This window comes from Pseudarthrobacter defluvii (assembly GCF_030323865.1).
Taxonomy (GTDB): Bacteria; Actinomycetota; Actinomycetes; order Actinomycetales; family Micrococcaceae; genus Arthrobacter; species Arthrobacter sedimenti.
This window is the reverse complement of the sequence record NZ_CP066362.1, coordinates 1654843-1668777: the sequence shown is the minus strand read 5'-3', so window position 1 is coordinate 1668777 and position 13935 is coordinate 1654843. Positions and strand designations below refer to the sequence as shown.

The window sequence follows — 13935 nt, the reverse complement described above, 5'->3', positions numbered from 1 at the left end:
GTTCAGTCGTCGTCGCCCTTTTCCCAGGCCTCGTTGCGCGCCCTGACCTTTTCGATGGCGTGCTCCGCTTCTTCGCGGGTCTTGTACGGCCCAATGAGCTGGCTCCAGTCCGAGAGCCGGTCTTCTTCCACTTCGTGGGTGTTGATGTTGAACCAGTACTCAGTCATCGTTGCTCCTCGTTCCGTCGACAGGGGAAGCGGGAGGTGATCCACGTAACACAAACACTTACGCGTCCCTCCGCCGCTTGTCGGTTGTTAGGCCTTCTGTGGTGCCTTATATGATCAATCTATGCCTTCCCTTGCCTCGACTGCACCCATTGGCACCCTCACCCCGGGTACCCTGAGCCCGCAGCGTCCCGTACCGGCGTCCATCCCCCGTCCCGAGTACGTCGGCAAGCCTGCCCCGGCCAAGTTCACCGGTTCGGAGGTCAAGTCCGCCGAGACCATCGAAAAAATCCGGATCGCCGGAAAGATCGCAGCGCAGGCCATCGTGGAGGTGGGCAAGCACATCCAGCCCGGTGTCACCACGGATGAGCTGGACGAGGTGGGCCACGAATTCCTGCTGGACCACCGCGCCTACCCGTCCACCCTCGGCTACCGGGGCTTCCCCAAATCGCTGTGCTCGTCGCTTAACGAGGTCATCTGCCACGGCATCCCGGACAGCACGGTGGTCCAGGACGGCGACATCCTCAATATCGACATCACCGCGTTCATTAATGGCGTCCACGGCGACACCAACTACACCTTCCTGGTGGGTGACGTGGACGAGGAATCGCGGCTGCTGGTGGAGCGCACCCAGGAGTCGCTGAACCGTGCCATAAAGGCGGTGGCGCCGGGCCGTGAAATCAACGTCATCGGCCGGGCCATACAGTCCTACGCCAAGCGCTTCGGCTACGGCGTGGTGCGCGACTTCACCGGCCACGGTGTTGGCGAGGCCTTCCACACCGGCCTGATCATCCCGCACTATGATGCCGCCCCCGCCTACAACACGGTAATCGAAACCGGCATGGTGTTCACGATCGAACCGATGCTCACCCTGGGCACCGTGGAGTGGGACATGTGGAGCGACGACTGGACCGTTGTCACCCGGGACCACAAGCGCACCGCCCAGTTCGAGCACACCCTGCTGGTCACCGAGACCGGCGCCGAGGTCCTCACCCTGCCGTAGCCTGTCCCATGCCCGCAGGGCATGGCTGCCGGTGCAGACCGGACACCTGTTATGGGCCCCTACCGGCCCCTTTATCCCGCCCGCCCCTGTCAAGAACGGAATCCCATTGGCCAAGAAGGACGAGAAGTCGCACAAGAACGCACCGCTGATCGGAATCGACATCGGTGGTACGGGCATCAAGGGCGGCATTGTCGACCTGAAGAAGGGCAAGCTCCTGGGTGAACGCTTCCGCGTGCCCACTCCCCAGCCTGCTACCCCGGAGGCCGTTGCCGAGGCCGTGGCCCTGGTGGTGGCCGAACTCTCGGCCCGCCCTGAGGCCCCGGAAGCCGGCTCCCCCGTGGGCGTGACCTTCCCCGGGATCATCCAGCACGGCGTGGTCCACTCGGCCGCCAACGTGGACAAGAGCTGGCTGGATACCGACATCGACGCCCTCCTGACGGCACGGCTGGGCCGCCCCGTGGAGGTCATCAACGACGCCGACGCCGCCGGCCTGGCCGAGGCCCGCTACGGCGCAGGCGCCGGAGTGTCCGGCACCGTCCTGGTGATCACGCTGGGCACCGGCATCGGTTCAGCGTTCATCTTCGACGGCAAGCTCGTGCCCAACGCGGAGCTGGGCCACCTGGAAGTTGACGGCTTCGACGCCGAATCCAAGGCGTCCGCCGTGGCCCGTGAACGGGATGGCCTGTCCTGGGACGAGTACAGCGTCCTGCTGCAGCGCTACTTCTCGCACGTGGAGTTCCTGTTCTCGCCGGAACTGTTCATCGTGGGCGGCGGCATCTCCAAGCGCGCCGACGAGTATCTTCCCAACCTCAAGCTGCGCACGCCGATTGTTCCGGCCGTCCTGCGCAACGAAGCGGGAATTGTGGGTGCGGCGCTGGAAATAGCCATCAAGCACCAGCTGTCCAAATAGGAGTGGTGCCGGTGGCGGCTGCGGCTTCCCCTCCGCTGCCGCCACCGGAGTCTAGAGGGGGCTCTTCTCGGAGCTCTTGGCGCCTGCCGTGCCCTTGGCTTCTTCCTCCGCCTCGTGGCGCAGCAGGGCAATAGCAGTTTCAAAATCCTCAAGGGATTCGAACGCCTGGTAGACACTGGCGAAGCGCAGGTACGCAACCTTGTCGAGCTTCTGCAGCGGCCCGAGGATCACCAGCCCAACCTCGTGGGCGTCAATCTCGGCGGCACCGGATGCGCGGATCTGCTCTTCCACTTCCTGCGCCAGCATGGCGAGGTCGTCCTCGCTGACCGGGCGGCCCTGGCAGGCCTTGCGCACACCGTTGATCACCTTGCTGCGGCTGAAGGGTTCACCCACGCCGGACCGCTTGATGACGGACAGGCTGGTGGTTTCCACGGTGGTGAACCGGCGGCCGCATTCAGGGCACTGCCGGCGGCGCCGGATGGCGGAGCCGTCATCCGCCATGCGGCTGTCAACAACACGGGAATCGGGGTTGCGGCAGAACGGGCAGTACATGGCGTTCCCCCTTTTCGCTTGTGGTGTGCAACGTCTGTGAAAGCCATCAGCACCGCCGGGGGGCGATGCCGTGGCGTCTTTCAGTTTACGGGCAGATGTGGGGTAATAACAATCCTGTAATTACTACATGTAGTGGTGTCATCCAAGGCCCGGGAAACGCGCTGTGACCGCGTCGCCGTGGGCGGGAAGGTCCTCCGCCCGGGACAGGCTCACGATGTGCCCGCTGACCTCGGCGAGGGCCTCCCTGTTGTAGTTGATCACCTGGATGGCCCGCAGGAAGGTAGTGACGTTCAGCCCTGACGAGAAGGCTGCGGTGCCGCTGGTGGGCAGGACGTGGTTGGAGCCCGCGCAGTAGTCGCCCAGGCTGACAGGGCTGTAGTCGCCCACGAAAATCGCGCCGGCGTTGCGGATGCGCGCGGCCACGGCTGCTGCGTCCCGGGTCATGATTTCCAGGTGTTCGGCTGCGTAGGCGTCACAGGCTGCGATGCCCTGCTCCAAACCGTCCACCAGCACCACGCCGGATTGGGGGCCGGACAGCGCCTCCTGCACCCTGGCCGAGTGCTTGGTGGCTGCCGCCTGGAGCGCCAGTTCCGCGCGCACCGCCGCGGCCAGCTCCTCGGAATCGGTAATGAGGACCGATGCCGCCTTGGGGTCGTGCTCGGCTTGGCTGAGAAGGTCCGCGGCTACCAGCGCCGGCTGGGCGGAGTCGTCGGCCAGGATGGCGATTTCCGTGGTTCCAGCCTCCGAATCGATGCCCACGACGCCCTTGACCAGCCGCTTGGCCGTGGCCACGAAGATGTTGCCCGGCCCGGTAACCACGTCCACCGGCTCCAGTGCCGGGCCGGCGTCCGTGGCTTCAACGCCGTAGGCGAAGGCGGCGATAGCCTGGGCCCCGCCGATGGCGTAGACCTCGGTGATGCCCAGCAGGGCCGCGGCGGCCAGGATGGTGGGGTGCGGCAGGCCCCCGAACTCCTTCTGCGGCGGCGAGGCCAGGGCGATGGATTCCACGCCCGCCGCCAGGGCGGGCACCACGTTCATGATCACCGACGACGGGTACACGGCAAGGCCGCCCGGAACGTACAGTCCCACGCGGGCCACGGGCACCCAGTTCTGGCTCACCACAGCGCCGTCGCCCAGTTCGACATCGACGTTGCGTGGCCGCTGCCCGTCGGCGAACTTCCGTGCCCGGCTGATGGACTCCTCCAGGGCAGCCCGCACGGCCGGGTCCAGCTGGTCCAGGGCCTCGGCGATGGCCTCCTGCGGTACCAGCGGGTGTTCCTGTGCCACACTGTCGAACCTCGCGGCAAGCTCGGCCAGGGCAGCAAAGCCGCGCTGCCGGACGGCCGAGATGATCTGCAGGACCTTGTCCTCGGCGTCCGCCACGGTCTGGCCCTTGGCGCGGGGAACAGCCGCGCGCAGGGCCGCGAGGGTGAGGTTGCGGCCCCGGAGATCGATGGTGCGGAAGTCGACGGCGGCTGTCACGGGGGCGGGAAGGTCCGGGGAAGTGGTCACCCGTCTATTTTACGGGGCTGATGGTGCCGCCGGTTCCGGGACCGCCGGCGTGCGGCTTCCTGCCCGCCGTGCCCACCAGTTCCAGGACGAAGACCGACACGGCCGCGGCGGCCGGCCACAGCAGCAGCACCGGCCACGCCCGCAGCGAGAAGGCAATGCTCGCGTTGGCGGAGGCATCCACTGCCGGGCCCCACAGCCGGGCTGCCAGGATGCCTGTCCCCCAGGCCACCAGGCTGCCGGCCGCGGCTCCCAGCAGGCCGGCCAGCAGCGCTGCCTGCGGGTCAGGGCGTTTGCCGTCGGCCAGGAACACGGCCAGCAGGCAGCCGGCCAGCACCAGGATGCCGGCGAGGGTAAGGTCGCGCGGCAGCCAGACAAGGGGGGCGTTGCCGGAGGCCAAAGCTGGATCGCGCGTGATCAGGTTCAAGCCGCCCGGCGCCAGAAGCCACCACAGGAGGCCGGCCGGAATTCCCGCCGCCGCCGGGACCAGCAGCAGGGACCATGGCAGCAGCCGCCTGGCGGGGCGGGCGAAGTTTGTCATGCAACACACCTTAACAAAGCTTCCTGGGACGCCATCCTGCGTGCTGACGGCGCGGCCGGTTTTCCCGCCGTGACCGCGGGCCAATACGCTTGGAGAAAGAGATTCGCCCCCTAGTACAGGAGTCCCGGTGACCGACAACAGCGAGCCGTTCGAGCAGACCTTCAGGGAGATGTTCCGCCGGCACGCTGCGGGCGTCGCCATCATCACCGTGAACTACCAGGACGAGCCCTACGGTTTCACCGCCACCTCCGTGGCCTCACTGTCCGCCAAGCCGCCGAGGTTCACCTTCAACATGGCGCGCAGTTCCAGGTCCTGGCCCGCGGTGGCCAACACCCAGTACCTGGGCGTGCACATGCTCGGGCTGGAGAACCAGGAGTTGGCAGCGCGCTTTGCCCGGCCCGGCAACCGGTTCGAGGGCAACCACTGGGAGACCGGCCCGCACGGGGTGCCCATCCTCAAGGACGTCGCCGGGTGGCTGATCGGCGAGGTGCAGATGCGCCTCTCCTTCGAGAACAACGCAGTGGTGGTGGTCCAGGTGGTGGACGGCCAGGTGGGCGGCGAAGGGTCACCCCTGCTGTACCACGGCGGCGCCTACGGGCAGCCGGTGCCACTCGACTACGAAATCTAGCCCCGGGTAAAGCGTCCCGGACCAAAAGACGCGGACGACGGCGGGAGGTGCTTCCCGCCGTCGTCCGCGTCTTTGTCAGGCGCCTGGTCTGTCAGGCGTCCAGGCAGGCCGGACCCAGCAGGACCTTCAGGTCACCGAACAACGACGGGCTGGGGTTGACCCGGAGGTGGACGGGAAGGCCCATGATTTCCGTGCGGGTGTCGCCCTGGAGGTGCAGCCTGACCTCCGAGTTGCCCCGGTGGGTGCGCAGCACGTCGCCCAGCTCGGTGACCACCGCTTCGGTGGCCTTGTGCGTGGGCATGGTGATCACCAGCGGCCCGTGCAGCCCTTCACTGAGGTCCGGCACGGACAGCTCCATGCAGTTCAAGGTGATGGCGCCGTCGTCGCGCTTTTGCAGCCTGCCTTTGACCACCACGATCAGGTCCTCGGCCAGCACGGATGCGATGGGCCCGTAGACCTGGCCGAAGAACATGACCTCGATGGAACCGCCCAGGTCCTCCACCTCGGCCCGTGCGTACGCGTTGCCGCTGGCCTTGGCGATGCGCCTGCTCAGCGAGGTGATCATGCCGGCGATGGTGATGATCGCACCGTCCTGCGGCCCGTCCTCACCCAGGATGGTGGTGATGCTCATTTCGGCGTGCTGGCTGAGCAGCCCCTCCAGGCCCTGCAGCGGGTGGTCCGACACGTACAGGCCCAGCATGTCCCGTTCGAAGGAGAGCTTGTCCTTTTTCTCCCACTCGGGCAGGTCCGGGATTTCGATGCTCAGCGAGGCCTCCGATTCGGCCTCCTCGAAACCGGCGAAAAGGTCGAACTGGCCAATCGCCTCGTTGCGCTTCAGGGTGATGACGGAGTCGATCGCTTCTTCATGGATCATCGCCAGGGCGCGGCGTTGGTGGCCCAGCGAGTCGAAGGCACCCGACTTGATGAGGGACTCGATGGTCCGCTTGTTGCAGACCACGGCGGGAACCTTCATCAAGTAGTCCTTGAAGGAGGTGAACGCGCCTTCGCTTTCCCGGGTAGCCACCATGGCTTCTACGGCGTTGACGCCCACGTTGCGGATGGCGCCCATGCCGAAGCGGATGTCGTTGCCCACCGGGGTGAAGTTCAGCGCGGACTCGTTGACGTCCGGCGGAAGCACCGTGATGCCCATGCGCCGGCATTCGTTGAGGTAGATCGCGGACTTGTCCTTGTCGTCGCCCACCGAGGTCAGCAAGGCGGCCATGTACTCCGGGGCGTAGTGCGCCTTGAGGTACGCGGTCCAGTAGGAGATCACGCCGTACGCTGCCGAGTGGGCCTTGTTGAAGGCGTAGTCGGAGAACGGCAGCAGGATGTCCCAGAGGGTCTTCACGGCCTCCATGGAGTACCCGTTGTCCTGCATGCCCTGGGAGAAGCCGGCAAACTGCTTGTCCAGTTCGGACTTCTTCTTCTTGCCCATGGCGCGGCGCAGAATGTCTGCCTGGCCCAGCGAGTAGCCGGCGAGCTTCTGTGCCACGGCCATGACCTGCTCCTGGTACACGATCAGGCCGTAGGTACCCCCGAGGATCTCCTTGAGCGGCTCCTCCAGCTCAGGGTGGATGGGGATGACTTCCTGGATGCCGTTCTTGCGCAGCGCGTAGTCGGTGTGCGCGTTGGCGCCCATGGGGCCGGGCCGGTAGAGCGCCAGGACGGCGGAGATATCTTCGAAGTTGTCAGGCTTCATCAGCTTGAGCAGCGACCGCATGGGACCGCCGTCGAGCTGGAACACGCCCAGGGTGTCGCCGCGGGCCAGGAGCTCGTAGGACGGGGCGTCGTCCAGCTCAAGGTTCTCCAGGTCCAGGTCGATGCCCCGGTTCATCTTGATGTTCTCAAGGGCGTCGGAAATGATCGTCAGGTTCCGCAGGCCCAGGAAGTCCATCTTGATCAGGCCCAGGCCCTCGGACGTGGGGTAGTCGAACTGGGTGATCACCTGGCCGTCCTGGAAACGGCGCATGATGGGGATGACGTCGATGATCGGGTCCGAGGACATGATGACACCGGCGGCATGGACGCCCCACTGGCGCTTCAGCCCTTCGATGCCCAATGCGGTCTCGAAGACTTTGGCAGCCTCGGGGTCGGTGGCAATCAGCTGCCGGAAGTCCCCCGCTTCGCCGTAGCGCTTGGCTTCGGGGTTCTGGATGTCCGCCAGCGGAATGTCCTTGGCCATGACGGCCGGCGGCAGTGCCTTGGTGAGCTGCTCGCCCATGCTGAAGGGGTAGCCCAGCACGCGGGAGGAGTCCTTGAGGGCCTGCTTGGTCTTGATGGTGCCGTAGGTGACGATCATCGCCACGCGCTCGTCGCCGTACTTGCGGGTGACGTAGTCGATGACCTCGGAACGGCGCCGGTCATCGAAGTCGACGTCGAAGTCGGGCATGGAGACGCGGTCCGGGTTCAGGAACCGTTCGAAGATCAGGCCGTGGCGCAGGGGGTCCAGGTCGGTGATGCGCATGGCGTACGCCACCATGGACCCTGCACCCGAGCCACGCCCGGGACCTACGCGGATGCCGTTGTTCTTGGCCCAGTTGATGAAGTCTGCAACCACCAGGAAGTAGCCCGGGAACCCCATGGAGGTGATGACGCCAAGTTCGTAGTCCGCCTGCTTGCGGACCGCGTCCGGGACGCCGCCGGGGTAGCGATACTGCAGGCCCTTGTCCACTTCCTTGACCAGCCATGAGGTCTCGTCCTCACCGGGCGGGCAGGGGAACCGCGGCATGAAGTTGGCGTCGGTGTTGAAGGACACCTCGCAGCGCTCGGCGATCAGCAGGGTGTTGTCGCAGGCATCGGGGTGGTCGCGGAACAGCTCGCGCATCTCCCGCGGGGACTTGAGGTAGTAGCCGCTGCCGGAGAAGGCGAACCGGGACCCGCCGTTGTCATAGGTGGGTTCCAGCAGCGTCGAGCCTGACTGGATGGCCAGCAGCGCCTCGTGTGCCTTCGCGTCATGTTCGTGGGTGTAGTGGAGGTCGTTGGTGGCCACCAGTGGCAGGTTCAGGTCCTTGGCCAGCCGCAGCAGGTCGCCGGTGACCCGCCGTTCAATGTCCAGCCCGTGGTCCATCAGTTCGCAGAAGTAGTTCTCCGCACCGAAGATGTCCCGGAATTCTGCCGCGGCTTCCAATGCTTCGCGGTACTGGCCCAGCCGGAGCCGGGTCTGGACTTCGCCGGAGGGGCAGCCCGTGGTGGCGATAAGTCCCTCGGAGTAGGTGTTCAGCAGCTCCCGGTCCAGCCGTGGCCACTTGCCGAAGACGGAGTCCAGGGAGGCGATGGATGAGGCGCGGAAGAGGTTCCGCATGCCCACGTTGTTGTAGCTCAGGAGCGTCATGTGGGTGTAGGAGCCACCGCCGGACACGTCGTCCTTGCGCTGGGATTCATCGCCCCAGCGCACACGTTCCTTGTCCGTACGGGCGGTTCCGGGCGTCACATAGGCTTCGACGCCGATGATCGGCTTGATGCCCTTGTCCGTGGCTTTGCGCCAGAAGTCGAACGCGCCGAACAGGTAGCCGTGGTCGGTGGTTGCCAGCGCCGGCATGCCCAGCCGCTCGGTTTCATCGAACAGCTCCCCCAGGCGGGCAGCTCCATCCAGCATGGAATATTCGGTGTGGGTGTGCAGGTGGACAAACGAATCATTGCTGGAACTCACCGCACTATTCTAAGCGCTGCCCCGGTGCAGTTTTGCCAGGCAGTCCGTGTCAGGCCTGGCCCGATTCCAGCACTTCCAGGGCGTAGGAAAGGTCCTGCGGGTACTCGCTGGTGACCGTAACCCGCTCCCCCGTCACGGGGTGGTCAAAGGCCAGTTGACGGGCATGCAGCCACTGCCGCGTGAGCCCCAGGTTGGCAGCCAGGCGGGGATCGGCGCCGTAGGTGAGGTCGCCGGCGCAGGGGTGGCGGAGGGCGGAAAAGTGCACCCGGATCTGGTGCGTCCGCCCGGTTTCAAGGTGGACCTCCACCAGGCTGGCCTTGCCGAAGGCTTCCAGGACTTCGTAATGGGTCACGGAGGGCCGCCCGTCCTCGATGACGGCGAAACGCCAGTCGTGGCCGGGGTGGCGGCCGATGGGGGCGTCGATGGTACCGGTCAGGGGGTCGGGCAGGCCCTGCACCACCGCGTGGTACACCTTGTCCACGGTGCGCTCCTTGAACGCCCGCTTGAGGGCTGTGTAGGCCCGCTCTGACTTGGCCACCACCATCACACCCGAAGTTCCGACGTCGAGCCGGTGGACGATGCCCGCCCGCTCGGGGGCTCCCGAGGTGGAGATCCGGTAGCCGGCAGCGGCGAGCCCGCCAACCACGGTGGGGCCCACCCAGCCCGGCGAGGGGTGGGCTGCCACACCGACGGGCTTGTCGACGACGACGAAATCGTCATCGTCGAGCAGGATGTTCAGGCCTTCCACAGCTTCCTCCACGACTTCCAGCGGGTCCCGGCGCTCCGGCACGGTGACGTCCAGGATTTCCCCTGCCACGAGTTTTGCCGACTTCGGCAACGCCTTGCCCTTGTTCAGCACGTGACCTTCCGCCAGCAGGGTCGCGGCAACGGAACGGGACACACCCAGGATGCCGGCCAGACCGGCGTCGGCCCGTGTGCCGCCAAACTCTTCGGCGACGACAATGCGCTCACTCATGGTCGGGCTTGTCCCTGTGTCCGCTCCCCAGCCGCGTTCCGTCGAGGGCGATCCCCCGCAGGGTCAGGATGCAGATGATGGCGACAGCGGACACCACGGCGGAATCAGCGATATTGAAGATGGCGAAGTTGGGGAGTTGGATGAAGTCCACCACGTGCCCCATGCCAAAGGACGGCTCACGGAAAAGCCGGTCCGTGAGGTTGCCCAGGGCGCCGCCAAGCAGCAGGCCCAATGCCAGCGACCACCAGGCCGAGCCCAGCCTGCGCACCTGGAACAGGATGGCGATGGCAACGCCTGCCATGATGATGGAAAAGACCCAGGTGACGTTCTCGCCAATGGAAAAGGCCGCACCTGAATTGCGGATGAAATACCAGTGGAGCAGGGGTGGCAGCACGGGGATCCGCTCACCTTCCACCATGGTGGAGGTCACCCAGAGTTTGGTCAGCTGGTCCAGGACATAGGCGAAAACCGCGAAGCCGGCAAACAGGGACAGCAGGACTGCCCGGCGGGGGCGGGGCGAGGGAGGGACAGGGCGTGCCGCGCCTGCGGCAATTTCGTCAGTCATGGTGCTTTCAATTCGGGGAACTGGGCGTCAATGCCAAAAGCCGGCGGCCGAGGAATCCTCAGCCACCGGCTTTCAGAATACGTGCTGCCAGACTTAGTTCGCTTCGCTGACTTCCGGCGTCGCAACGGAGCCACGGGCATCCAGGTCGCGGAGCTGGCCTTCGATGTAGGCCTTCAGGCGTGAACGGTAATCGCGTTCGAAGCCGCGGAGCTGTTCCACCTTGCGCTCCAGGACCGAGCGCTGCTGCTCGAGTGCGCCGAGGATCTTGCGGGACTTTTCCTGGGCGTCGTTGACGAGGCTGCTGGCTTCGATCTGCGCCTCGGCGATGATCTTGTCCTTCTGCGCCTGGCCGTCGGCGACATGGCGGTCGTGCATCTGCTGTGCCATGGCGAGCAGACCTGCGGCGGATTCGGCGGAGGGGGTAGCGACAGCTGCGGGCGCGGCCGGTGCGGCAGCAGCCGGGGAAGCGGGCTCGACGTCCTTCTTCTTGGCTTCGGCGGCCTTGGCTTCCGCTTCTGCCTTCTCGCGGGCCTCGTCCTTGTCGGCCTTGACCGGCGCGGGGACCTTCTCCACCACAGGTGCGGCAGCGGAGCTTGCCGGCACGCTGGAACCGGCTTCGGCGAGCTTCTTGCGGAGCTCGTCATTTTCCTGGTTCAGGCGGCGGAGTTCAACGACGATTTCGTCCAGGAAGTCGTCAACCTCGTCCTGGTCATAGCCCTCACGGAACTTGGTGGGCTGAAAGCGCTTGTTGACAACGTCTTCTGGCGTCAAAGCCATCTGGTCACCTCACTGGTCTGGTTAGTCAGTAGGCCTTCCGGCCGTCAAAACTACGGTACCTAAATTTGGTCTGCTTACTCTAATTCAACACTGCAGTGTCAAACCGGAGGTTTCTTCGCTTTACAGTAGCCGCTCATTAGCGGAACAACCTGCATTGCCGGTCTAATTGCTGGCTCAGGCCAGGCTCCTGGTGACGCTCATCGCAATGCTGACGCCGATGAACAGGATCAGGAAGCCCAGGTCCAGGGAAATGCCGCCCAGCCGGAGCGGCGGTATGAGCCGCCGCAGTCCCTTGAGCGGAGGGTCCGTGATGGAGTACACGGCATGTGCCACCACCAGGGCCGCGCCCCGCGGGCGCCATTCCCTGGCGAACATCTGTACCCAGTCGAACACCAGGCGGATGATGAGGGCAACAAAGAACAGCAGCAGGGCGAGATAGAGAAGTCCGAAAACAATTCCCATGACTTATTTCATATCTCCATATTCGTGCGGCACGTCCATGATGGATGCCGCTGTTGTGCTGCCGGTGTCTTGTCTATTTCAGCACAGATGCCAGACAGGTGTCCCTGCCTGGCATCTGACGAGCCCTGATGTTCAGCTTTGGTTGAAGAAGCTGGCCTGGGTATCACTGGCCTTCTTGTCGTCACCGATCACTTCGACATAGGACGGTGAGAGCAGGAACACCTTGTTGGTCACCCGCTCGATGCTGCCCCGGAGGCCAAAGACGAGGCCGGCGGAGAAATCCACCAGGCGCTTGGCGTCAGCCTCACCCATGTCCGTGACATTCATGATTACCGGAATGCCGTCCCGGAAGCTCTCACCGATGAGCTTGGCATCGTTGTAGGAGCGCGGGTGGATGGTAGTGATCTGGCGCAGACCGGTGTTCTCTTCGCGGCTCGAGGCCGCACGCTTAATCGGGGTCACAGGGGCGCGGTATTCCTCTTCAGGGGCGTAGGACGCCTCGCGGCTGACTTCGCGGACCGGTGCCGGGGCACGGCGTTCCTCGCGGTCAACTTCCATCGGTTCGTCCTCATCCTTACGTGTGGTCTGTTGCTCGGGCTCGTAATGCTCGTCGCCGTCGGCGAGCCCAAGATAGATCATTGTCTTGCGCAGAGCGCCGGCCATGGTCGACTCCTAATCGTGTCCCGTAAGCGGGCCGCCCAATGATTTGACAGCACTGGAGTCCCCCGCCCATCACTTCCAATAGGTCCGACGCTACCCCACGGCGGGACGGGAACCGAGAATATCGGAACCGATTCGCAGGTGTGTCGCCCCGAACTTGATGGCAGCTTCCAGGTCCTGGCTCATGCCTGCGGAAATGGCCGTCGCGGCGGGGTAAGCCGCTGCGAGCCGGGCGGAAATCCCGGCAAGCTTTTGGAACGCCGGCTCCGGCGGCATCCCCAGCGGGGCAACTGCCATCACGCCGGCCAGGCTAAGGGCTTTCGAGGCGGCGATACGTTCTGCGATGACCGGCACATCGGTGGGGGCAGCCCCGCCGCGGTGCGTGCCGGCGTCGTCCGTCTGATCATCCAGGTTGACCTGGATGAAGCAGTCCAGCGGGGCGCGGCCGCTGGACTCCATCTCGTTCCCCACCGCCTTTGCCAGCGCATCCACGAGCGGCGTCCGGTCCACCGAGTGGACCGCGGAGGCATAGCGTGCCACGGACTTGGCCTTCTTGGTCTGCAGTTGGCCCACGAAATGCCAGGTGAGGGCAAGGTCGGCCAGCTCCAGGGCTTTGGCGGCTGCTTCCTGGTCGCGGTTCTCACCGACGTCCTTGATCCCCAAGGCTGCAAGCCGCCGGATATCCTCTGCCGGGTGGAACTTGGTGACCACGATCAGGGCGGGCAGCCGGTCGCTGCGGCCCGCCCTGTCAGCCGCCTTCACGATCCGGGACCGTACCGCGGAGATCCGCTGGGCAAGTTCTGCGGTGCGGGTGTCTTCACCCTGGCCCTGCCCTGGCGCCGACAGCTCAGTCATGGCACCAGACCAGCCCGGCGAAACGGCCCGTATGGCGGTCCCGGCGGTATGAATAGAGGGTTTCCGTCTCAAGCGTGCAGGCGCCTGTGTATTCCACGTCCACCCCAACGGCCTCCAGCTGGCTCCGCGCCCCGGCTGGAAGGTCAAGGGCGGGGGTGTCCCAGGACGTGGTGCTCCGGGTTGCGGGAACCAGGGCGGCCACGTCATCGCGCAAGGCAGCGGGAACTTCGTAGCAGGCCCCGCAAATCGACGGTCCCAGCCAGGCACGGATCCGGGTAGCGCCAAGGGACTCCATGCGCTCCACCGCGGCAGGCAGGATGCCGTTTGCGACACCGGGGCGGCCGGCATGAACGGCCGCAAGGACAGGGCCGTCGCCGGACTCCCCCGCCAGCAGCACCGGAATGCAGTCCGCCACCATGACCGCCAGGGGCAGGCGGCGGGACACCATGGCGTCGGCTTCAGGCGCCGCCGACTCGGTATCCATCAGCGCCACCGTGGTGCCGTGGACTTGGTTCATGAAACGCAGAGACTGCGGTGCCACGCCGATGGACTGCTCCAAACGTGCGCGGCGCCCCTGGACCGCAGCGGGATCATCCCCCACGTGCAGTGCCAGGTTCCCGGCATCCACATTGGTGAATGCGGCCGACACCCCGGGCAGGATGTCGGCACGCCAATGGAACAAGC

At 65.5% G+C, this 13935-nt stretch carries 15 protein-coding genes; 3 read left to right on the top strand and 12 right to left on the bottom strand.

Annotated features, from left to right (window positions below; translation table 11 throughout):
* Positions 1–2: 2 nt before the first annotated feature.
* On the bottom strand, positions 3–167 hold the full coding sequence (locus JCQ34_RS07675; RefSeq protein ID WP_255175160.1) for an SPOR domain-containing protein: 165 nt from the start codon (positions 165–167) through the stop codon (positions 3–5).
* 121 nt (positions 168–288) lie between these two features.
* On the opposite strand from JCQ34_RS07675, the gene map reads away from it, so the two are divergent.
* Together map and ppgK are read left to right on the top strand one after the other, a co-directional pair.
* On the top strand, positions 289–1167 hold the full coding sequence (gene map / locus JCQ34_RS07670; RefSeq protein ID WP_286403370.1) for a type I methionyl aminopeptidase: 879 nt from the start codon (positions 289–291) through the stop codon (positions 1165–1167).
* 106 nt (positions 1168–1273) lie between these two features.
* Complete coding sequence (gene ppgK, locus JCQ34_RS07665) at positions 1274–2077, top strand: polyphosphate--glucose phosphotransferase (protein WP_142134309.1); 804 nt, start codon at positions 1274–1276, stop codon at positions 2075–2077.
* Positions 2078–2128: 51 nt separating this feature from the next.
* On the opposite strand, the gene nrdR is transcribed toward ppgK, so the two are convergent.
* The 3 genes from nrdR to JCQ34_RS07650 form a co-directional block, all read right to left on the bottom strand.
* Positions 2129–2629 carry a transcriptional regulator NrdR gene (nrdR, locus tag JCQ34_RS07660; RefSeq protein ID WP_286403366.1) on the bottom strand — a complete coding sequence of 167 codons (501 nt, stop codon included), beginning with the start codon at positions 2627–2629 and terminating at the stop codon, positions 2129–2131.
* Between the two features lie 138 nt (positions 2630–2767).
* A complete protein-coding gene (gene hisD / locus JCQ34_RS07655) occupies positions 2768–4141 on the bottom strand; it encodes a histidinol dehydrogenase (RefSeq protein ID WP_286403365.1) in 1374 nt (457 codons plus the stop codon).
* A 4-nt stretch (positions 4142–4145) separates the two neighbouring features.
* On the bottom strand, positions 4146–4679 hold the full coding sequence (locus JCQ34_RS07650; RefSeq protein ID WP_286403364.1) for a hypothetical protein: 534 nt from the start codon (positions 4677–4679) through the stop codon (positions 4146–4148).
* A 127-nt stretch (positions 4680–4806) separates the two neighbouring features.
* Here JCQ34_RS07650 and JCQ34_RS07645 point away from each other — a divergent pair, with 127 nt between their 5' ends.
* Entirely contained in the window at positions 4807–5307 is a 501-nt protein-coding gene (locus tag JCQ34_RS07645) for a flavin reductase family protein (RefSeq protein WP_286403362.1), read from the top strand.
* A gap of 91 nt (positions 5308–5398) precedes the next feature.
* On the opposite strand, the gene dnaE is transcribed toward JCQ34_RS07645, so the two are convergent.
* The 8 genes from dnaE to pgeF form a co-directional block, all read right to left on the bottom strand.
* Positions 5399–8956 carry a DNA polymerase III subunit alpha gene (gene dnaE, locus JCQ34_RS07640; protein ID WP_286403360.1) on the bottom strand — a complete coding sequence of 1186 codons (3558 nt, stop codon included), beginning with the start codon at positions 8954–8956 and terminating at the stop codon, positions 5399–5401.
* A 49-nt stretch (positions 8957–9005) separates the two neighbouring features.
* Complete coding sequence (locus JCQ34_RS07635) at positions 9006–9932, bottom strand: RluA family pseudouridine synthase (RefSeq protein ID WP_286403359.1); 927 nt, start codon at positions 9930–9932, stop codon at positions 9006–9008.
* A complete protein-coding gene (gene lspA / locus JCQ34_RS07630; RefSeq protein WP_286403357.1) occupies positions 9925–10497 on the bottom strand; it encodes a signal peptidase II in 573 nt (190 codons plus the stop codon). Before lspA ends, JCQ34_RS07635 begins: the two co-directional genes overlap by 8 nt.
* Positions 10498–10590: 93 nt before the next feature.
* Positions 10591–11274, bottom strand: coding sequence for a DivIVA domain-containing protein (locus JCQ34_RS07625; RefSeq protein ID WP_286403355.1), 684 nt, complete (start codon positions 11272–11274; stop codon positions 10591–10593).
* 174 nt (positions 11275–11448) lie between these two features.
* Positions 11449–11736 (bottom strand): YggT family protein, encoded by a 288-nt coding sequence (locus JCQ34_RS07620; protein WP_142134322.1) that lies wholly within the window; start codon positions 11734–11736, stop codon positions 11449–11451.
* 132 nt (positions 11737–11868) lie between these two features.
* Positions 11869–12399: a cell division protein SepF gene (locus tag JCQ34_RS07615; RefSeq protein WP_141160844.1), complete on the bottom strand. Its 531-nt coding sequence runs from the start codon at positions 12397–12399 to the stop codon at positions 11869–11871.
* A gap of 90 nt (positions 12400–12489) precedes the next feature.
* Complete coding sequence (locus JCQ34_RS07610) at positions 12490–13251, bottom strand: YggS family pyridoxal phosphate-dependent enzyme (RefSeq protein ID WP_286403352.1); 762 nt, start codon at positions 13249–13251, stop codon at positions 12490–12492.
* Positions 13244–13933, bottom strand: a complete 690-nt coding sequence (gene pgeF / locus JCQ34_RS07605) for a peptidoglycan editing factor PgeF (RefSeq protein WP_286403351.1) — start codon at positions 13931–13933, stop codon at positions 13244–13246. Before pgeF ends, JCQ34_RS07610 begins: the two co-directional genes overlap by 8 nt.
* Positions 13934–13935: the final 2 nt, after the last annotated feature.